This is a genomic window from Ruminococcus sp. J1101004sp1_RTP21198st1_B9_RTP21198_201120, from assembly GCF_040924245.1.
Classification (GTDB): Bacteria; Bacillota; Clostridia; order Lachnospirales; family Lachnospiraceae; genus Blautia_A; species Blautia_A faecis.
Genome location: NZ_JBCOMI010000006.1, coordinates 38,694 through 59,189 on the forward strand (window position 1 = coordinate 38,694; position 20,496 = coordinate 59,189).

The 20,496-nt window shown below is 35.2% G+C and carries 19 protein-coding genes; 5 read left to right on the plus strand and 14 right to left on the minus strand.

Going from position 1 to position 20,496, the window contains the following annotated elements:
• Positions 1 to 52: 52 nt before the first annotated feature.
• The 9 genes from AB5618_RS05225 to AB5618_RS05265 all read right to left on the minus strand — a co-directional run bounded on the left by AB5618_RS05225 (position 53) and on the right by AB5618_RS05265 (position 11,274).
• The gene (locus AB5618_RS05225) at positions 53 to 379 is read right to left on the minus strand and encodes a hypothetical protein (RefSeq protein WP_148463485.1); all 327 of its coding nucleotides are present in this window, start codon (positions 377 to 379) and stop codon (positions 53 to 55) included.
• A 20-nt stretch (positions 380 to 399) separates the two neighbouring features.
• On the minus strand, positions 400 to 1,650 hold the full coding sequence (locus AB5618_RS05230; RefSeq protein WP_148463486.1) for a toll/interleukin-1 receptor domain-containing protein: 1,251 nt from the start codon (positions 1,648 to 1,650) through the stop codon (positions 400 to 402).
• 145 nt (positions 1,651 to 1,795) lie between these two features.
• On the minus strand, positions 1,796 to 4,294 hold the full coding sequence (locus AB5618_RS05235) for a hypothetical protein (RefSeq protein WP_243271322.1): 2,499 nt from the start codon (positions 4,292 to 4,294) through the stop codon (positions 1,796 to 1,798).
• A 50-nt stretch (positions 4,295 to 4,344) separates the two neighbouring features.
• Positions 4,345 to 7,077 carry a hypothetical protein gene (locus AB5618_RS05240; protein WP_148463488.1) on the minus strand — a complete coding sequence of 911 codons (2,733 nt, stop codon included), beginning with the start codon at positions 7,075 to 7,077 and terminating at the stop codon, positions 4,345 to 4,347.
• Between the two features lie 368 nt (positions 7,078 to 7,445).
• The gene (locus AB5618_RS05245; RefSeq protein ID WP_148463489.1) at positions 7,446 to 7,691 is read right to left on the minus strand and encodes a hypothetical protein; all 246 of its coding nucleotides are present in this window, start codon (positions 7,689 to 7,691) and stop codon (positions 7,446 to 7,448) included.
• 13 nt (positions 7,692 to 7,704) lie between these two features.
• Positions 7,705 to 8,487 (minus strand): hypothetical protein, encoded by a 783-nt coding sequence (locus AB5618_RS05250; protein WP_243271323.1) that lies wholly within the window; start codon positions 8,485 to 8,487, stop codon positions 7,705 to 7,707.
• A 3-nt stretch (positions 8,488 to 8,490) separates the two neighbouring features.
• Complete coding sequence (locus tag AB5618_RS05255) at positions 8,491 to 9,543, minus strand: hypothetical protein (protein WP_173736591.1); 1,053 nt, start codon at positions 9,541 to 9,543, stop codon at positions 8,491 to 8,493.
• 45 nt (positions 9,544 to 9,588) lie between these two features.
• A complete protein-coding gene (locus AB5618_RS05260; protein WP_148463216.1) occupies positions 9,589 to 10,725 on the minus strand; it encodes a hypothetical protein in 1,137 nt (378 codons plus the stop codon).
• 354 nt (positions 10,726 to 11,079) lie between these two features.
• Complete coding sequence (locus tag AB5618_RS05265; RefSeq protein ID WP_148463217.1) at positions 11,080 to 11,274, minus strand: hypothetical protein; 195 nt, start codon at positions 11,272 to 11,274, stop codon at positions 11,080 to 11,082.
• A gap of 336 nt (positions 11,275 to 11,610) precedes the next feature.
• Between AB5618_RS05265 and AB5618_RS05270 the strand changes: the two genes are divergently transcribed.
• The 5 genes from AB5618_RS05270 (at position 11,611) to AB5618_RS05290 (ending at position 14,320) form a co-directional block, all read left to right on the plus strand.
• Positions 11,611 to 12,888 carry an ROK family protein gene (locus AB5618_RS05270; RefSeq protein WP_173736589.1) on the plus strand — a complete coding sequence of 426 codons (1,278 nt, stop codon included), beginning with the start codon at positions 11,611 to 11,613 and terminating at the stop codon, positions 12,886 to 12,888.
• A 78-nt stretch (positions 12,889 to 12,966) separates the two neighbouring features.
• Positions 12,967 to 13,203: a helix-turn-helix domain-containing protein gene (locus AB5618_RS05275; RefSeq protein WP_368366375.1), complete on the plus strand. Its 237-nt coding sequence runs from the start codon at positions 12,967 to 12,969 to the stop codon at positions 13,201 to 13,203.
• 94 nt (positions 13,204 to 13,297) lie between these two features.
• On the plus strand, positions 13,298 to 13,519 hold the full coding sequence (locus tag AB5618_RS05280) for a DUF3791 domain-containing protein (protein ID WP_148463219.1): 222 nt from the start codon (positions 13,298 to 13,300) through the stop codon (positions 13,517 to 13,519).
• Positions 13,516 to 14,097 (plus strand): DUF3990 domain-containing protein, encoded by a 582-nt coding sequence (locus tag AB5618_RS05285; RefSeq protein WP_173770436.1) that lies wholly within the window; start codon positions 13,516 to 13,518, stop codon positions 14,095 to 14,097. The genes AB5618_RS05280 and AB5618_RS05285 overlap by 4 nt, the downstream gene beginning before the upstream one ends.
• Entirely contained in the window at positions 14,078 to 14,320 is a 243-nt protein-coding gene (locus tag AB5618_RS05290) for a hypothetical protein (protein WP_148463221.1), read from the plus strand. The genes AB5618_RS05285 and AB5618_RS05290 overlap by 20 nt, the downstream gene beginning before the upstream one ends.
• 45 nt (positions 14,321 to 14,365) lie before the next feature.
• On the opposite strand, the gene AB5618_RS05295 is transcribed toward AB5618_RS05290, so the two are convergent.
• The 5 genes from AB5618_RS05295 to AB5618_RS05315 form a co-directional block, all read right to left on the minus strand.
• On the minus strand, positions 14,366 to 14,548 hold the full coding sequence (locus AB5618_RS05295) for a hypothetical protein (protein ID WP_148463222.1): 183 nt from the start codon (positions 14,546 to 14,548) through the stop codon (positions 14,366 to 14,368).
• Between the two features lie 115 nt (positions 14,549 to 14,663).
• A complete protein-coding gene (locus tag AB5618_RS05300) occupies positions 14,664 to 15,533 on the minus strand; it encodes an HNH endonuclease (protein ID WP_173770437.1) in 870 nt (289 codons plus the stop codon).
• A 130-nt stretch (positions 15,534 to 15,663) separates the two neighbouring features.
• Positions 15,664 to 17,148, minus strand: coding sequence for a hypothetical protein (locus AB5618_RS05305; RefSeq protein WP_243271324.1), 1,485 nt, complete (start codon positions 17,146 to 17,148; stop codon positions 15,664 to 15,666).
• A gap of 10 nt (positions 17,149 to 17,158) precedes the next feature.
• Positions 17,159 to 18,853 carry a transposase gene (locus AB5618_RS05310; RefSeq protein ID WP_148463223.1) on the minus strand — a complete coding sequence of 565 codons (1,695 nt, stop codon included), beginning with the start codon at positions 18,851 to 18,853 and terminating at the stop codon, positions 17,159 to 17,161.
• Positions 18,854 to 19,174: 321 nt separating this feature from the next.
• On the minus strand, positions 19,175 to 20,479 hold the full coding sequence (locus AB5618_RS05315) for a Gfo/Idh/MocA family oxidoreductase (protein WP_148463224.1): 1,305 nt from the start codon (positions 20,477 to 20,479) through the stop codon (positions 19,175 to 19,177).
• Positions 20,480 to 20,496: the final 17 nt, after the last annotated feature.

A 20,496-nucleotide genomic window follows, 5' to 3' on the forward strand; every position in this document is an offset into this window, starting at 1 on the left:
TATACCGTGAGAACTCCCCTTGAAGTTCAGTTTGTCCACACGGGCAATGGTGTTATTTCAGTTTTTCGAGGATCTCGTCTGCGCTCACGCCGCTGGCCAGCAGTTTTTTCAGCACGTCCTCCGCTTCAGCCTTCTTTGCTTCTTCGGTGGCTTTCTGATCGGCGGCAGCTTTCTTGGCTTCCAGTTTACTTAATTCCCTTTCGGCTTTCTTCAAAACTGCTTTCTTGGTTCTAAGTGTGTTCTTCTGCTCCTCAATCTCTTTCTGGATTAATTCGATTTCGCTGTTGAGGGTTGCAATCTGTTCTTGCTTTTCCGTTATTTGAGATGCATAGTCATTGGTAGTTTTGGGGCGGTCTTTGCTGCCTTTCGTTCTGGGCATCGTGGATAACCTCTTTCCTTTTAAAATTCAAACTGTTTTAATTCTTCTAACGGTTCTTTACTTGTATCAATACACATATCATCTTTCAGCCAGTCTGCTTTCGTATATCCTGTTCCCGTTACTTCATATACCTCACCTTTTCGACCTACAGGCTTAACCCATCCCCATGTAATAAGCAGATCCAACGCTTCTTGCCATCTAGCAGATTCTCTCTGTGAATTATCCGCCATAAACTGTTTCCCATCAGTTGAGACCTGAACTGCTGAACCTAACGTAGCAAGTCTGAATATTTGTCCATTTCCCTCGGCTGCATATACTAAAAGAAACGCTGGTTCAACTGGAATGCGACCGACGTCATCTTGTCCTACTGTTGGCATGTGTTGTTGGTCAGACTCATCTGTATTTTTACATTCTTTTGCCCTAGCTTCCGTAATAGTAGATATTCTATCTAAAAAACCGTCTCGCTGTCTTTCCCATGTTGCTTCAGACATTGGACGAAGATTAAACTCTTTTGTAAGTTCATCCTTAAACTCACTTAATCTAAATTTTAATGTCCTGTTGTCCGAATCATCTAATTTAATTGCAATTTGTGTCTTATCAATACATCCGTCCAGCTGATTGAATTGAAATCCCGGCAATAGAACACCTGTCCATTTGTGTTTCATTGCCCATGCAGCTCCCATTTCATTTAATGATGCTGTACTACTATAATAATCCTTTGAAAAAGCATAAATCACATGAAGGTCACTATTCTGAAATTCATTAACAAGCCACTCATACACCTTATTGCCAAGTGGAATACAATACGGAGGAACTGACGAACAAATTATCTCTTCATCTCTTAAACCCAGAATTTCAAGCAGTCCCACAAATACCTCAACATAATCAGCATCTTTACTACTGTGTGATATAAATAATTTATGTGGTCTATCCATCTTACTTCCCTCCCCAACTGATTCAGATAGTGTTTTTCCTAATACTGTTAATTTAGCTTCTAGTTGAGCAAATGTTGAATCATCACTAAAGTTTTTTCCCATTTTTGAAAAAAGATGAATTATGTCTTGAACTGTTTTGCTCTGTGGAAGTTTTTCAAGTTCCGCCTCAATTTCTGCTTTCCACAGTAAATATTTTTCATCGTTATGAATCGTTTGATATGGAGTCTGCATAGCAGGCTTTCCGGCTGGCTTTCCCAAAGATATGTACTCCGTTTTAAATCGTTTTTTTATATCTGGAGCCTGCTCAATAAGCCTAATCAAATTTTCATTTGTCAACCATTTTTTCCTCCTTCACTTAATCATTAACTTCTTGAATATTACGATGCCCCGGAATAATCATATCATACCTAAAAATAAGCGCTTACGATGTTCTACCGTTTCAAAACATCTCTTTTCTTCAATTATCCAGTTGCATTTTCTACTACGAAAACACCTGATCGATACCCATCCTTCTCACATAATCACTCCACTCATAAATATCCTCGATATCATACAAAGCATTCATATCATCATCTGTTGCTTTCTTTAACGCCAGAGTCATCAAAGCATATTCATTTTCCAACAAAGTGTCAAATACTCCTTGATCGTCTGTATTGATTGAAACACAGAGGTTCTCACCAGTGTTTGTAGCTTTTAGCTTTCGGGAATTAAACCTTAAAATTGGATGCTCTTCGTATTTCTTTATTGTTCCAATTAAATAATTCGAAGAGGGATTTGTTTCAATTCCAATTCCCTTGCAGGCAAGTTCAGCAATCATTTTATCCTGCATGATACGGACTAATTTAATATATTCTTTCGTCACCTTAAATTCGGTCACTTCGTTGCCCTTTTCTCGAACCTTTTTATTAAAATGATAGTAATAGTACAAATCCCTATATCGTTTATTTCTTCTGAGGTTATTATCCACACGTGGGTTGAAACGAAATCTATCAAAATAGACCAATTCCGTCGTTTCCAAAGCTGCATTAAATTCCTTTTCTTCTAATCTATAGCACTGAGGATTATCTCCCCTCAGTTTCCAGCTTTGATAATATTCATGTATGGATGGACAGGAACCATTTCCAACGTTGTTCTCATAAATTTCCTTATACAATAATGTATATTTCTCAATCAAATTTGTTTTTAATTTTTCGTCTAATGAACAGCCCAATTCACCAGACCTACAATATAGCCAGACAATATCATCCAAAAGAATCTGTTTTGAAAGAGCAACTTTATATCCCTTCATTGCATAGTATTTTTCAGGAGATATTCCAAGAGCCAATGCATGACCCAACCTGCTGCCCCTTCGATAATTGCAAAACAGCAAAACCTCATCAATGGCTCGTAAGCCATCTATAATATCAAAGAAATCCTCACCAACATGATAGGTCATCTGAAGATTTTGTACATCCTCACAATTATGAAAACGAGAGGCATTTTCAACCTTTACTCTTTTTGCTGTCAAATAACGGTATATCTGTCCAAACACTTCGGGACGGCATGCAATTTCACTAGAACATGCATCAATTCCCTTAATATGTTGATTAATCTCTCCATTTTTGTCCAACATCGCCACTATACTTCTTGCCTGGCGTGCTGCCATTTTGCGTACATTGTTATTTCGAGGCACTCCATCCTTAAATGGTCTATCAAACAATTTAGGGAAATGCAAAACATAGATCAGCTTATCATATCCATCATTTACTGGTTCTGACTTTACAATGCGCTTATACTTTTTCAGATTTTTAATCAACTTAGCAGAAGTATTTTTCGGACAAATTCTTGCCTCCAATGAAAGCATATTTTTCTTCGTTAAAGATTCATTCAACGCTAATCGCACTAATTCGTCTTCATATGGCTTATGCCCTTCAATAAAAAACTCTTTTCGGTCCTGATAATCTGAAAAATTACCAAATCCAATCTTTTTATTGCTCTGGATCAATTCACCTCTGAAATCCGTGCGCATAATTAAGTACGCATAGAATATATTTTTTTGAAATCTGTCAAATTTTCCTGTTAAAACACATCTGTAACAGCAATATAAAAATTTACGTTCCCCTGCCAATAGCCGACACACATTGTCATTATACTTCATCATTTCATTTTCAAGAGCATAGTCTAAAACCGCACCATTAATTTTCGTTCCATAAAGATTTCCAGCCATATCGATCAAGTTCTGAATATCACTTGTTATTTCCCGTAACGATATTCCGTTTTCAACTTTTTTAATCAATGCTTCAGCGGTTCCAAACATGTAAGAATTTTCTTTTATTAGAAAAAATAAATATCCCCTATATAAAGCAGCTCTCAGACATTCTGTATAAAAGTCCTCTTTTATGCCTCTTTTGTCAAAGCTGTCGTTTCGCTGCATCTGCATTGTTCTGGTTATTTTCTTAAACTCAGCATTTCTACTTGAAATATGATTCATCAAACATAACCAGTTTAATTCAAAAATTTTTGTAGAACCATTCAGATGAAAATGATTTTCAGCCACTCCTTGTTCCAAAATATTATGTAATCTGCTGTTGTCACTTCTAATAATCGGAAGCCAGGCAAAATATTGGGTATTATATCCCTTTTTCCAGTCATCATATGCCAGATATGCACATGTGAAAAAGTCCTGCCCCATCAGCAATGAAATTTCCCGCCAGCGCAGCAATTGATCGAATTTACATTTAATCTCGTTTCCGTCCAAACGCAGCATTTTATTAGCCACAGAAAACACCAGTTGAAACACTCCAATGTCTTCACTTATATCGTTTTTCCACAGATCGGTCTGGAATTTCATTTGACTGCACATAAACAAATAATTGTTTCTACGCTCATCATCTGTTGCGCAGGGAAACACATCTGACGAATAACGCATATAAATGTCCTCTTCAATTTTGCTGTAGGAACAGTAATCAACCATTTCCAGCCAGCTTTTTATTACATACATATATGGAATTTTCTGAAATACAATTTCTATATTTCCACGTTCTATGTCCATTATTTTTCCTCGTTGTATCTACTGTATTCTTTGACAATTAGCCTATATTCTTCAGTTAAATCATCTGATAAATCCATCCCAGGATTTTCTAATTCATATTCTACAATTTTTTGATAATAATTTATTATATCATCATAAAATCTATAATTTATTCTTTGATTTTCATTTCTTACGTAGTAGCATTTTATATTATGCAACAGATTTTCAATATTTTTTTTAGCATTTTTAGGGGATTTATTCACTAAATATGTAGATACACTTTGCAATGGTTCGATTTTTACCATTTGCCTATTCAAACGTTCTGTTAGTTTTCTCATTTGTTCTTCTTTTTGTCTCTCTAAATTACTTACAAATTCCTCTATTCTTTTCTGCACAAACCCTCCATATACTTCACTAATATCAAATACCACTTGTTTTCCTTTTGAGTCTTGTAATATTAAACAATTTAACTGCGCTTTAAAATCCTTTTTTATATAATCTTTGCAAAAATGTTCTACGTTTCTAAAAAATTGATCTACAACAGCCTTGGTTCTTTTAAACTCTCTTTTCTCGCCACTTTCCTTAGACTGTTTTCGTTTCTTATCTGCACAATACTCTTGAAAACGCATTATAAAATCTATATTAGAAAAAATGGTTCTAAAGGTTTGAACAATTTCTATGTTCAGTTGTTCAATTCTATCGATAATTGTTTTATACTCTTCTTTACTTACCCCTAATATATCTATATTTATTTTTTTGTATAAACTTTCCAGACTGCAAATACCAATAAGATAATTTTCTAAACAGATTTGTACCTGACTGTTCAATCTATAATTATCAAAAATAATCGGAGTAGTATATGTATATTGAATCTGAGAATGTTGCAACAATTCATTTCCATCACTCTGCATAGAAAATGTATTAGTCAACAAACTTACCAATACCCATGTTATAATTTTATACTCTTTTTCAGTATCATCTATTTCTATTTTTGATACACTCATCCTATTATTATCTGGTATAGGTTGCCTCACTCCAAACAAACGTGCAACTCTTCTATTTATAGCACTATAAACATCCCATGTTGAAAGAGAGAATCTTGATCTGGATATTTTTGTTCTTTTAACCTCGACTTCCGGTAATATACTATCAAACCCCGGTCCCCATATATACCCTCCTAGAAAATCCCCCATATCTTCTAATCGCGTACTTCTTCTTATTTTAGATAATTCAATTGTATATAAAATTTTGAACATATAAGCAAATTTATCATCTTTCTTGTCATACATACTATTTTTGTATCCCCAGAACCAATTCATTACCCAAAAGAAACAATTTGCTCTATCCATAAGAAAATTAGCAGGTAATAGCGGATATCTTTTTTCTGCGTTTTGATAATTTTTATTTAGCATATACGCAGCTTCTGAGTTCAACTGTAAATATGGAACTCTAATTAAATTCTGTACCTCTTTATAATTCACCAACTCACAGTTCTGCGGAATCCATTCTTTCTCAAAGTACTCCGTAAATTTCTCGATGTTTTCAAGATATTCACTGTCATTTTCTGGAACTTTCATATCTCCAAGAAGAATAATCAAATTCACAGTATCCCGCAAATTATCTGGCTGCAGCCAATTCAATTTTTCTTCGTTCAATAAAAAACGCATTCCAGTTTTCATATATATTAAATCCATTAGAGAAGCATTCAATGAATTCGTCATCTTATCCTCATAAATGATTTCTCCATTTTTTTTCTGATAACTAATTTTCGCATTTTCAATATACCTTACATTCGGCAGATAAATCCTTCTGGACTTCGGAATCAATTTGGCAATATAGCGCTCTGCCATATCTTCCACATCAAGTATTGCACCTGCAATTTTTTCCTGATTTTTCAAAACATTACTATAATTTTTGAAATTCTCTTCCTGAACGCAAAGCTGCAATTGTTCCACTTTAAGCGCCATCACTATGACAATATCCGGAATAATTAAATACTTACGTATCTGTTCAGCCATTTTATACGCATTGGCATTGCACATGTCCAGATCATCAATTGCAATCAAAAGTTTTTTGGAAGTATATTGGTTACGAGAATCTTCCGGCATCATATAATCCAGATATAACTTCACTAAATTACTCAGATCCCGTCTTAATCGCAGACTTTCCCCCATCTTTGATATCTTTTCTATGCTTCCCTCATAATCATATTCCTCTTCCAACATTTTGGCAGGATCATTAAGCAAAGAAATATCCTTATATACCTTTTGGAATTCGTTCAATAGCTGTTCCCTTCTGTAATTATCAAATCTTTCAGGCGAAACATCATATTTATCAGAAAATTTCTGGTAAATTGAAGCGATAATAATATCTAGCACATTATGTACATTATCAAAAGCGGATGGATCAATAACAATAGGTTCTGAAAAAACAGTATTTTTGACATTCTCACACTGCGCAAATATAGTAGATTCTTTTTGCTCTTTCTCGTTAACTACTGCATTAATAAAAGTAAACATTGCGCTACTTTTACCCTCGCCACGTTCTCCACAGAAAGCGATAATATTATTCTCCGTTTCCGCTTTCTTCCAATCCGGCTGTTTATCGCTTTCCTCATTTGCCATAATATTCTCCAACATGGCTGCTGCTTCCAGGTATTGATCATAAAAAATGTCATTTATTTCAATCTTGTCTTTGAGGCTTAATTTAAATTCCTGTCCCTTAATTACAGTTAATATTTTTTCGTTTTTCATAGCTCCTATTTTCTCCTTTAGCTTTTTGTATCTTAAACGCCTGTACCTTTATCCATTTTCTCCCTTCGTACTTATATTTCGAGCAAAATATGCCATCTTTTTTTGATTTTCTTAGTTTATTCTATGTATTTTTTACACTATAGTCTTCTATTATATTAGAAAACTTATTTATTTTTACAGTTACTATAGCATTATAGATTATAAAGTTCAATAATATTAGATAAAAAATACTAATTTGCCCATATTTTCTGTGAAATTCCGATAATAAATCCCCTAAATACAAGATTTCACCCAAACGACTATGTGAACTTCCAGAAATTTTCCACCAAAAACTCGCACCACAGCCGTAGCTGTGGTGCATTCCTTGTTTATTCCTTTGTTTCTCTCTCAGTTTCTTCCACATTCAGGAAGTTCATGATCTCCTCATAAGACCGTCCACTCTTTACGATTGCTGACAGGATTTCATCCTTCCTTATCGCATCCCGTTTGTCCAAAAGCTCTTTCAAAACTGCAGTTGCATGGTCATATTTTTTCTTCGCTACGATCACATCAGCCTCTGCTTTTTCAATCTTTTCATCCAGGGCTTCCCTGCTCGTTTTTCTTGTTCTTGCCATCTTTTTCTCCTCTCTACTCCGCCTTTTTTAATTCTTTACTCAACTCGGATGCATAGTATTTTATGTGATTCGCATCCAGACCAAACGCATTTAATATTGTTTTCTGATTAGCTGTTACTGCATGATCCAGTCTGTATACATTATCCAGTTGACGCACCATTTCTATTTTTTCAAGTTCCTTTAAGGCTGCTGGAACTGTCATATAATTCGGTTTCTTTTCCAGGTTTTTTATCTCTTCTTTCAGCTTTATATACATCTTACAGCGCAGTATCATTGCCACAAATTCAACTAATATCTTAGCCCGTGCTGACTCTTCCGAATACACCCGGATGCTCTTATTTCCAAGATAGGATTTATCTCCACGGAAAAGTTTTTCTGATGTATCACGGCTCTTATACAGCTCAATTGCTTCTTTTGCGCTCATCTTTTCCGATGTGATTATACAGAAATATCCAGCCAGATCCAGTTCCCTTTCCACTACACTGCAGCGCTCTTCCGGCAGTACAAATGCCTGTGTTTTTTCATCATAATGAAGATTAAAATACTTCTCAAACCCTGGCCCGAATTCTTTTACTTTATTCTGATATTTCTTAAGGTACAATGTCATCTGGTTGAGCCTGTTTTCAATCCCAGCACGCTCTGCACTTTCTTTGGAAATGCTGTGGTACAGGTGAAAATACCGTTCTTTTTTATCACCCGCATAAAGCCTGTGCTTCACGGTCTTCCCATATACTCCATACTCATAGATGTTATTCACTCGCTTACTTTCAAAAGTTCCCTTATGCTGGAAGTTCACATCCTATATCTCATTCTTAGCTAATCTATTTAATTCCGCGCTAGTTACAAGAGAATCCGGTAATTCAGCCTTGATCATCTCAATAATACGTTCTATTGCACTTCTTACTTCTGGCACAATTGTATTAACATTGCAATATCTCAGCTCTGTATTCTCCCATTTCGAAAACAAAAACCCTTGCCCTAACATTTTTCCTGCTAGCATTCCATTACACTTGATTTTCATTTGTAATGGAGGTATAACCAGCCAGGCAGACTCTATATCTCCAGCCTCCACAATATTCCCTTGTAACATTTTGCCAGATTTCATTTCTACACATATAGGCAAATAATCTCCACCAAACATCCTTCCTAATACAATAGCTTCAAAATAACCATTCCTGTTGTGAAATTCCCTAAACCACTCCTGGATCTGTGTTATTTCTCCACTCAAATCCTTTCTGGCAATCTTATCTACAGTTTCAATATAACCTATAACAAACATATAAAGACTTAACACTGCATATCTGCCTCTAAGCCATGGTGCAAAATGATCTATTGCAAAATTGCCTAATCTCTGAAAGCTCTCATAATAGTGTTTGCTTCTTTCAATATCATCTATTGAAAAACAATACATAGATAATCTTAAATAAATCTCATTTAAAACAGGATGCTCCATTAGCTCTGGCAAAATTTTTTCAACTTCTTGCAACGAAATCTTTATTGTATCCAAATACAATGGTTTATACTCAGAATCTATATTAAACTCCGCCAACCCTTCATCCATAATATTCAAAGCGCATAAAGCAGAATCAGCCAATAATCCATTCTCTTGATAGAGCATTTGTGCACTACGCATATCCTTCAAAAACTCATTCCATTGATATTGATCTGGCTTATATTCCAAAAGCCCAGCCCGTTCTTTTAAGCAATAGCAAATTTCATACACCGCCTCTGATGGCAAACTTGCTCTATACTTTTCCAAATCATATACAGCTTGATTTACAATATACCAGTGTGCAGTTTCTTTTATTTTCTGATTCTTTTCTATTATTCGACCTCTCAGATCTTTAAACATATAATCAATTTCTTTAAAACATCTATATCTTTCAGGCATTGGAAGCTATAAAAATAGTTCTACATCCTTTGATATTTTTTCAATAACCGGCTCAGGATTTAATCTTCCGGTACATACAATACGCGCTGTTGTTGCCTCTAACACGCATCTTTCAATATCTGTTAAGTTCGTATTTACAAGATATTCAAAATCCTGATTTATGATTTCATTCAGCTGCATTTTGTCCGCTTTTTTCTGCCTAAAAAGTTGAATAACAATATTGCGATAACCTATATACTGTTTTGGATCTTCAATATCAATATATTGCTTGACCTCCTCCAGCATGTCGATACACTCTTGAATAGATATATCCAAATTTAATCTGGTCTTATTAAATACATAATTATAGTAAAGATTTAGCCACAAATCTGGAGCTTTCACATTATTTACTCTTCCGAAATCTATTGCCCTTTTAAACCAATCATTTGCCAAGCTATATTCGCCCGCTCCTACATAGCCTGCACCTCTGTTTGAAATAATCTGAAAATGCAAAAATGAATCTGTATCACCATCGCAGTACCCTTCTGCAATTTTCTCTTCTTCAAGTTCGTCTTTGTGATTTCCCCTAAAATTAAAAATAATTGCTTTCGTAAAATGATAAAAAGCCTTATCATTCTCAAATTTTTTTAATTCCTGTTCTGCTCCGCACATATTGCCAAGCATAACACGTAAATATAACCTTCTTTTATCATATTGTCTCTTTTGCCAGGGTGTCAAATTTATCGTTTTTATTTTTTGCAGACGTTCCCATGCTTTAATTATATTTCCATCTGACTCTGTGTTTTTAATCACATACTTTAGCTGCTTGTCATTCTTCATATATGAGTAGATAAAAATCGCTATAGTTACAACTATTACTGTCAGCAATGGCAGCGGGAAAACCTTCCTTATCCGCAACGCACCAAGATACTCATTCCACTGAAAAAATTTAGAATCTATCAATGCAGCAATTGCACACACACAAACAATAAGACACTTCCGAAAATACTTGGGGAGATTATTTTTACGGATAAATCGAATTGCGGACACAGCCACAACAAAAACAAATGCAGCAATAAGCCAATTATCTCCAAAAGTAATTTTAATAATTTCTTCTGTAACTCTATTATTCACAATCACTCCCCCTAATTCTTCCCATTCCAAGTAATACACTTTCTTTCATTATTTATCTTTTGAGTCTTTACGACTACTGCAATTTTCAAAAACAGCATAATATCATCCCACTTAGCATTCACAACTAAGTGAGACTTTTGGAATCAGCCTTATCTGTTCAGTTTTTCTCAATATATTTAATGGTCCCAACTTTTTCGCAAAAATTGGAACCATCAAATACATATTTCACCTATATTCACTTTTAAACTCCTTTTCTTTGTTCTCTTTATGAGCATGGGTGATTTGACTTGCGTCAAACAGGAGTCCCCCTTTTAGTGGAAACACATATTTAACACTATTCTCTGCTCTTTAAAGCAGTTTACTCAAAATCATATACTACGTGCCCTATTTTCTTTTTACAATATTTTCAAGAACTTCAGCAATTGTTTTTAAGCTCCTGGTTATATATTCCTCTGTCTTCGACCTGGCCTGGGATTTAATCTCTGCCATCTCCTTCTTGTATCGCAACAAAGCAATAAAAAACACATAGCCAACACTTGCAACAACTACTAGCATCTGAAACCATGCAGGTAATTTCACTACAATCTTGCCAACTTCTACAACAGCTACTGCTATTGCATCGCATACCTTACCTAAAGGATCACTAAGGGGAACTACTCATACTCACACCTCCTATCTTTAGTGTTGTGCATTTTTACAATTATTATTGTACGCTCTACTTATTTCTTTGTCAAGAGAGTGTTAAAATTTTTTAAATCAGTTTTTTGTATTAATCATTTTCACTAATATAAAAATTTTATCGAAATAATTTAATACATATTTCACAATAACCATTTGATATAAATATATAAATATGATATTATTAAATCACTTAATAATACAACTATTGTATCTAGCATAAATATGGAGAAAAATATGGAGAAATTAATATCACAGCTAAAAGCTCAAAATAAACTCATCAATATTGTCCGCTGTCAGCCGAAGATTTCAAAAACAGCATTATCTGAATACCTGAAAGTCTCCTGGCCTACAGTATCAACCAATATTGAAGCTTTAAAAAAATCCGGCATCTTTGATCCAGACGAGGGACTAGCCATTAATGGGGAATTTGCCTATATGGTAGGTTTATCTGTAGGATCAGCACAAATTAAGTTATCCATCATTGACATGAACTTTTTGCCCATTTCTGCAGATTTTTTTTCCAAATTGATTCAAGACCTAAATCTGTTTGAAGAAGCCAGAAGTTATATGTTGGAAAAAAATAAACCGATTAGTAATTACATCTTTTTCCCAACTCCTGATAACTTATTTGAATTACAACAAAAATTAGATTCTATTATTGCCGATATTATTAAAATAGTAGAAAATCAAGACAGTTATCATATGAATATTATTTCACTTGGAATAGCTTTTACTGGTGCTATAGATAATGTTGGTAAAAAAATTGTCCGGTCGCATAATCTGGAATATCTTTCAGACAGACCCCTAAATACAATTATTTACCCCAACCGTTTAGATTTCTTTGAGCAAAAAGGTATCAATCTTTACATTGATAATAATTCCAATGCCTCTGTCGTAGCAGAAAAATATAATATGTACAATCCAGACAGTACCAATTATAAATATCGAAATAAAAAAAATATGATGATCCTGTATCTCGGTGCAGGCACTGGCGCTGGTCTGATTTTTAACAACGCCTTGTATCATGGTGCTACTAATCTGGCAGGTGAAGTCGGTCATATAGAACTGCCGCCTTATCCTAATCAAAACTTCAAAGCAATAGAGCCATGCTGTTCCTGCGGTAGTTGTGAATGCCTCGATTATAGAATTCGAAATGATGTTTTTGAAATGACCAAAAAAGAATTTTCAGAATTAAGTTCCAAAGAAATTAAGGATTACTTAATTAATCATCCAGAAAAATTTGAGATTTTCACTTATTACATAGGTAAAATTATAAACTTACTGGTTAACCTGTTAAATCCGGATCTTATTATTTTTACAGGAAAATTCAAAGAAGTGGCTGATTATATGTGGCCTTTATTATATAAGCAAATTGCCACTAATAAACTTTCCTACATCGCCAATGCCTGCGAATTTAAAACCTCTAACCTAGGTGCCACCTCCCCGGCCATCGGAATCGCAATTTGCGCATATTTCGATAAAATCGGAGAAGCTATTGACTGGCAGTTTTAATATAATTATTCAAACACCATTACGCGGATAAGATCACCTTGGATCAGCTTTCATCAAAATATTTTATTAACAAATTTTATTACGCGGAGTTTTAAAGATCAATTTGTTCTTCCCGTCAACAGCTACCTAATTCAAATCCGTGTCACACATGCCAAGCAACTGCTCCGCTTCACAGACCTTTCCGTTGAAAAAACAGGCCAGGAATGCGGCATGAACGACGCCAATTATTTTTCCAGGATTTTAAGAAAACAGAAGGGATTGCACCGAGGGAGTATCGGAGAATGTGAGATATGGAGCGACTGCAAAAGTATTTAATAACTCTAAAAAATTCGCGATTCAGTCGTTGCTATAGACTAAGAAAAGCGCTATACTTTAATTAACAAATTATACTCAAAGGAGGCGAATCTCTATGAGTGAAAGACAGCTCGACATTGCTGACATGCAGTGCTGGGTATTCCGTATGGCTCAATCCAAATGGAAAATGTCCTCCAGCAACTGCACTGAACTATTCAGAAAATACGATATCCTTGGTTTTATCGCTGAATGCTACGACATTCTTCATTTAAATGGTTATTCCTGTGTGCTTCACGATGTGGAGACCTTGTTAAAGAATCGAGGTGTAACCTTATGATAGAATTACAGGATGGAATACTTCTATATCACGGCAGTTACATTGGCATCCCAGAGATTGACCTGAACCGCTGTTTTGGTGGACTTGATTTTGGTCGCGGATTTTATCTTACTTCATCTTACGAGCAGGCATACAATTACGTCCATCTTTCCACCAGAAAAGCCATACGCATTGGTAGTGTTCCAGAAAATTTCAATCCTGAAGATGGTCAAATATCTGTCTATAAGTTCCACTATGATCCGAATATACTGGCATACTGTTTTCAGGGAGCAACCATCGAATGGCTCCACTTTGTAGCTGCAAACCGAAAAAAAGATTTGTTTCCACAACTTCTGAAAAAGTATAGCACAATTGATATCATCGGTGGCAAAATTGCAGACGATCAAACAGCTCGTACCTTACAGCGTTATATCAGCGGAGTTGATTTTGGTATTCCTGGAACACCAGAAGCCGATAAAATCACCATAAAAAAATTAATCCCCAATCGCTTAAAAGATCAATTTTGCTTCCGCACCCAGGATGCCATTAACCATCTTGAATTTATAAGGAGTGACCGCTATGGAGACATCAAACTATAACTTCACCGATTCACAAAAAGAAAGCTGTGCTGTTAGTCTTATGCGTGATACCGTCGAAGCTCTCTCTCTGCGCGATAATATTTCGTATGAGGAAGCACTGCTTCGCTTCACCAGTTCAAAGATATATAGCGCACTCTTCGACTACGATACCGGCATTTGGAGAGAAAGTCCGGATTATCTTTTGAATCTTTATGATTATTGCAATTCTCAAAAGACGGCATAGTATCGTCCCACTTGGTCTTCATGACTAAGTGGGATTTTTTAACACCTATTCCCTCATAATATCCCTGATAAAATTATCCGCCTCCACAACCCTTCTCACATTTTTCTCTCTTGAATCACAAATAGTCACCTGACTATTCTCGTATTTCAAACTTACAAAGGATCCATCAGTCCTATAAATAGTCATATGCTCTTCCGGGCGGTTCAGTGTCTCTATAAGATTTTTCATTTTTTTAATTCGCGTATATTCAGAGTCCGTCATAAATAATTCAATCCTCGAAAATGCACGATTTTTCTTTAATGGTGTCTTTCTCCAAGATCCATTTTTATTCAATAAGTGGTCTTCACATTTCTACACTTAAACCACTGTCAATCTTCATCTCATCCTCAAATACCTCTTCTAACATACAAATATTTGCTAAAATCATCCCCCATAATACAATCTGCACCCATATATTATCATTATCTATATACATTTTTAATGATATTTTCCGCTCTTCTTCACTTATCCACATTAAAGAAGCTATAGTGGGCGAGCAGTATTCTGTATCTTTTTTATAATCGTATTTTATCAAAAAATCCCTAATATTCATTGCTATAGGATTCTTTAAATATTTTTCTCCAAATGTGATAAAACAATATTCATATGCCATTTTCAACATAGTTGGAAATGCATACAGCAAATACTGTGATCTCATTTCCTCTGGAAATTCCACAAATTCAACGTGCGGAATTTTATGCTCATTAAAATCAATCCTATTTTCCAGAAGCTCTTTTTCTGTTACTGGATTCATACCATTTTCGTTCAGCTTACTATTCACATATGACGCAAACCCTTTTCTTGGACCTACAATCAATTTTTCTTTATTACATTCTAATACCTGGTGCTTTGCACGAAACCCATTAATTTTTCCCTCTTTGTCGACTTTCAACTCGCCAACAATCGACGTATCTGCATATTTTACTTCGATTCCTTTAAATGGATTGGGAATTCCATTTTTCCCTCTAATTTTGAATTTGTATCTCATATATTTTGTTATACTCTGGTTTAAAAGAGAAGCATCTACCCTCGTCCCAAGGGAGGAATTACAGGAAGTACATACATTCAAACATATATCCTTGTCGCCTTTTCCACCAAGCGCTTCCAAAATAATATGTTCACGATTAAATTCTTTATCCTCTTTCCACTCCATACAAAATATACATTGCTTCATTTTTATCTTCCTCGTATCGTTGATCTTGTGCATGTTTATGTTTCTGGTGCTCGTAAGCACGGCGGCATATTGGACAATACTCTGGAAAATCATTCTTATATATGCCTCCAAATATATCCACTTTCGTCATTTATTCCGTATGCTCTCCAATATACGAATGTACTATTTTTTCAAAATAATCTTTTTCTCCGGTAAACTGCATATTTTCAGTTGCTTGATATTCCCGTAGCACTTCAAAAACACTCTTATATCGTCTAGCCCCATTTTCACTTGTAATGAGCCTACTCACAATATTATCGAATTTAACTCTATCTTTTTTATACGTAGTTAAAAACATTTCTAGTTCTTCTATTGTCATAACATAACAATTTGAATCTTTCTCAAATAACTCTGGTAATGAAGAAATTATCATCTGCGTATTCGAAGGCATACTCTCATATAGCAAAAAAATCTTTATTACTGGTTTATCGCCTTTATATTCTAATTCTGAGTTTTTCAATTGCTTGTATGCTTTTTCTATATTTCTCTTATAAAATATATCAATCAGATCAACATTAGGTGTCTGCTGCTTTGCTCCAATTCCCAACATTCCGGACTTTAATTCAAATATAAATACAGCTTTTTCAAACTCAACATAATAATCTGCACTTTTTTTCTTATTTTCAGGAATTTTATGCCAAAAACCATTTTTGAGATATTCTCCCATCAATTCTTCGAAGTAATCTTCAAACATTTCACCAAACGCATTTACAAAAACTTGCCCCTTCTGGTTATTGTGGTAATAATCCCTAATCAGCCAGTATAGTCCATCAGCTAGCATCATTTGAACCAAATAAATGCTTACCGCAAGCTTTTCTCTTTTCTTCTGAGTAATAACAAATGGTTTACTGTAAAAGATCTGTTTTCCCAATGGCGATTTTCTGACTTGTTCATAGGTTACAGAATAATAATCAATAATCCGCTCTATATTATTCTTTGTTAAAATCCTTTCATCTTTTTTTCTATATACTTTTTCGGGTAAACTCAAAGGAAATGGACAATTGTAACATAACCACAAAACAGCCCACTCCAATGCCAGAGTTTCTTCTACAGTAAATTCAAAAATTTCTTTTGTAATCATATTGGCATCTACAAGCCCATCCCTGTTAATACTAAGTGAACCAATAAGAATGTGATAATTACGATTAAAATTCTGGTATACCCATTCAGGATTTTCATACTTGAACTGCTCATAGCTCATACCCATTACATATTTATGTAAATCCGGCAATCTCGCATTTTTTAGATACTCACTTCCAGAATATTTGTTTTCATATCCTCTATAAAGGTTAACCCCTATTCCAGCCATTTCCTCTGTCATTATATTTTTTCTATAATCATTTGCATTTATAATTGAAAGATATGCCATATTAGGGATATCCCACGCAAGTAACATCACGTTTGTAGTTCTGCGAAAGAAGCCATATTGAAAAGATTCCAAAGGAAACATCATAGAACATCCAAATTTTTTTGAGCTGTGTATGTGCTCTTTATATATTTCAATAGATTTTTGAGAAAAGAAATATATAAAATCTCTAGTTGAATATGTTTTTACAAATGATTCAAAATCTTTCAAAGTCTCCTCCTTATTCCACCTTTTTCAATTCTTTACTCAACTCAGATGCATAGTATTTTATATGATTCACATCCAGACCAAACGCATTTAATATTGTTTTCTGATTAGCTGTTACTGCATGATCCAGCCTGTATATATTATCCAGTTGACGCACCATTTCTATCTTTTCAAGTTCCTTCAACGCTGCCGGAACTGTCATATAATTCGGCTTCTTTTCCAGATTTTTCATCTCCTCTTTCAGCTTCGTATACATCTTACAGCGCAGTATCATCGCCACAAACTCAACAAAGATCTTAGCCCTTTCTGACTCTTCTGAATACACCCGGATGCTCTTATTTCCAAGATAGGATTTATCTCCACGGAATAGTTTCTCTGATGTATCACGGCTCTTATACAGCTCGATTGCTTCCTTTGCACTCATCTTTTCCGATGTGATTATACAGAAATATCCTGCCAGATCCAGTTCCCTTTCCACTACACTGCAGCGCTCTTCCGGCAGTACAAATGCCTGTGTTTTTTCATCATAATGAAGATTAAAATACTTCTCAAACCCTGGCCCGAATTCTTTTACTTTATTCTGATATTTCTTAAGGTACAATGTCATCTGGTTGAGCCTGTTTTCAATCCCAGCACGCTCTGCACTTTCTTTGGAAATGCTGTGGTACAGATGAAAATACCGTTCTTTTTTATCACCCGCATAAAGCCTGTGCTTCACGGTCTTCCCATATACTCCATACTCATAGATGTTATTCACGCGCTTACTTTCAAAAGTTCCCTTGTGTTCCAGAACCAGTTCATTCACCAGTGAAGCCATTCCCTTCACCATGATCACGAAGCTGTACCCGCATTTATCTATATATTGTATGTTTTCACAGCTGAAATAACCCCTGTCCAAAATAAAGCCAATCTTCTTATAGCCATATCCAAAAGCTTTGTCCAACATGAACTGAAGCTGTGAGATATCGTTCAAACTTCCGGGATATTTCTCATAAAATAATGGTTCCTGGTTATGTGTATCATATGCAACCGCATAGTTAAATACAGGCTGTCCCACATCTACTTTCGGATGTCCGAATTCCACCATTTCAATGTCTCCAGCCTGGCAGTTTTTGTTCGTAGAATCGTAGGAAATATATATTTTTTCACGATGGTTTCTGGTCTCATTCCATGAGTTTAAGAACCCAATACTCTGGTCATCTGTTACAGAATTCAGGAAATCTGAGACGGTAGAATCGCTGTATTGTTTCATCCCATTTGTAAAAAGAGGATGGTTATATGTATAGTCTGGATAGTACTGTGCCGCATTGTTTTCTGCAATGATCGAGTATACTGCCAGATCCAGAAATAGACCCAGATCACGCTGTTCAAAATACCCACCAAGGAGCTCGACCATGTTGTATTCTTCTATAATTTTACGCAATACAAAATATGCTCCCACACGCAGGCAGCTGCTTCTGGATGTCCTGTTTTTTTTCTCTGGAAGCTCTGCATCCGGAAAATATTTCAGGAAATTTTGATTCGGCTGCATCAGTTCCGGGTCTGTTTCAGACAGCTTTCCTATTGTTACTCTTTTTGGAAAAGTATATTGCCTGACAGGGTCATAAATCCTGTCATATTCATACTCAACATATACAGCATCCTTCTTTTTCCGACGTGTGATTTTTCCCTGCACAAACGGTATTTTTACTAAAAAGTCCAGATACATTAGGCTCCTCCTTTTAGGCGGTATTCCACCTAAAACAATTGTACCATATATCCCGGTCTCCTGCAAGCAGAACCCGCAGAAAATCGGGATTTTTTCAATTTTTTATTCTCTTAATTTTGTTTAGGTGGAACTTTTTCTGAAAGTTCACACATAAAATCCGGTCGATTGCAAGCAAAATTGCGTGCAAAACGCCGGCTTTTCAATATTTTTTTATTCCTTATCATCCCTAAAATTTGTTTAGGGGAGATTTTTTCGGAAGTTCACATGCAAATAAATCAGCCTTGTATACGCATTTTTCCAACACTTTCTTGAAGCTGTCTTTTACAGTAACATCATCTCTTTACGCCCATAAAAATCTTCAACAACTTCACAAACAGTTTCGGAGACGCTCTGCCTAATATTAGACAAGTCTTTTTTGCTGTTAATTGCCTTCACGAATGCAACCAACTCATATCGGATACCTTCACCATCCAGTTGATAAAAATACCGTTTATTCTGCGTTGAATCCTCATAACGAATTTCAAAATAATCTGTTTTCCACCAAGGTGCTGGAACATATATATAACCTTTTGTTCCAGAGATAATCAGTTCGCCTTCGGATTTTACACCTTTTCCAACTTTCAAAGATGCAACAGCATGATCATAGGAAAAATCAACTTTTGTAAACTGATCATTTCCATTTTTATCAATTAAAGATGAAATATTTTTGGATCGATATTCTGTTCCCAAAATATCAAATATCGGAAGCATTGCAGTTGGTCCCCAACCACAAATACTATTCCAAGAATCTTCAGTCATCGGCCGTAAGCTGGTGCAAACTGCATCAACAGAATATATATCCCCGATTTTTCCTTCTTTTGCTAAAAGTATAAGCCTTGCAAATGCAGTTGCATAGGCTGTCTTTATAGCATCTATTAAAATGCATCCGTTTTTCTTTGCTAAACTAAACAACTCTGTGCATTCACTTTTGGACACAGTAATAGGTGATTCGCAAAGAATATGCTTTTTATATTCTAATGCAGTTTTAATATCCTGATAGTGTTGCTTTGGTGGAGATACAACATATACGGCATCAACTTCATTAAGCATTTGCTTATAGTCGTCAGTAACCAAATGAGTATCACCAAAGAGTTTTGGTGACGACGTACAAATACTTGTCACTTCAATGCCATTCACAAATTGACTTTCTCTAACATATTTTGCTGCAACCGGAGAATCTCCAATAATGCCCAGACGAATTTTTCTCTGTTCTGAACGAATATCTGAACTAGATACACCTTCTGTTCTATCCAAATAAACCACTTTACAGTATTCATTCAGATAATCGAATTTTCCTTTCCAATCAGAACCAACAGTGAAAATATCTATATCATATCGACGAATATCATCAATTTTCTGTCCTTCATATTCTTCAACTATAATTTCATCTGCCAGCCCTGTTGCACGAACTGCTTCAATACGTTCCATTAATGATTGTTGGACATTAATTTTACCTCGTGTTTTGTCAAAATCATCTGCCGTTACACCAACAATTAAATAATCACCCAGTTTTTTCGCTCTTTCAAGCAGCCGAATGTGTCCGTAATGAAGCAAGTCATACGTTCCGTATGTAATTACTTTTACCATTTCTTGCTTCCTCTCAC

What these genes read in the sequence shown, in the direction of transcription:
- AB5618_RS05225 (WP_148463485.1), bottom strand. Translation starts at nt 379, where the DNA reads ATGCCCAGAACGAAAGGCAGCAAAGACCGCCCCAAAACTACCAATGAC.
- AB5618_RS05235 (WP_243271322.1), bottom strand. Translation starts at nt 4,294, where the DNA reads ATGTATGTAATAAAAAGCTGGCTGGAAATGGTTGATTACTGTTCCTAC.
- AB5618_RS05240 (WP_148463488.1), bottom strand. Translation starts at nt 7,077, where the DNA reads ATGAAAAACGAAAAAATATTAACTGTAATTAAGGGACAGGAATTTAAA.
- AB5618_RS05245 (WP_148463489.1), bottom strand. Translation starts at nt 7,691, where the DNA reads ATGGCAAGAACAAGAAAAACGAGCAGGGAAGCCCTGGATGAAAAGATT.
- AB5618_RS05255 (WP_173736591.1), bottom strand. Translation starts at nt 9,543, where the DNA reads ATGTTTAAAGATCTGAGAGGTCGAATAATAGAAAAGAATCAGAAAATA.
- AB5618_RS05270 (WP_173736589.1), top strand. Translation starts at nt 11,611, where the DNA reads ATGGAGAAATTAATATCACAGCTAAAAGCTCAAAATAAACTCATCAAT.
- AB5618_RS05280 (WP_148463219.1), top strand. Translation starts at nt 13,298, where the DNA reads ATGAGTGAAAGACAGCTCGACATTGCTGACATGCAGTGCTGGGTATTC.
- AB5618_RS05285 (WP_173770436.1), top strand. Translation starts at nt 13,516, where the DNA reads ATGATAGAATTACAGGATGGAATACTTCTATATCACGGCAGTTACATT.
- AB5618_RS05290 (WP_148463221.1), top strand. Translation starts at nt 14,078, where the DNA reads ATGGAGACATCAAACTATAACTTCACCGATTCACAAAAAGAAAGCTGT.
- AB5618_RS05295 (WP_148463222.1), bottom strand. Translation starts at nt 14,548, where the DNA reads ATGAAAAATCTTATAGAGACACTGAACCGCCCGGAAGAGCATATGACT.
- AB5618_RS05300 (WP_173770437.1), bottom strand. Translation starts at nt 15,533, where the DNA reads ATGAAGCAATGTATATTTTGTATGGAGTGGAAAGAGGATAAAGAATTT.
- AB5618_RS05310 (WP_148463223.1), bottom strand. Translation starts at nt 18,853, where the DNA reads ATGTATCTGGACTTTTTAGTAAAAATACCGTTTGTGCAGGGAAAAATC.
- AB5618_RS05315 (WP_148463224.1), bottom strand. Translation starts at nt 20,479, where the DNA reads ATGGTAAAAGTAATTACATACGGAACGTATGACTTGCTTCATTACGGA.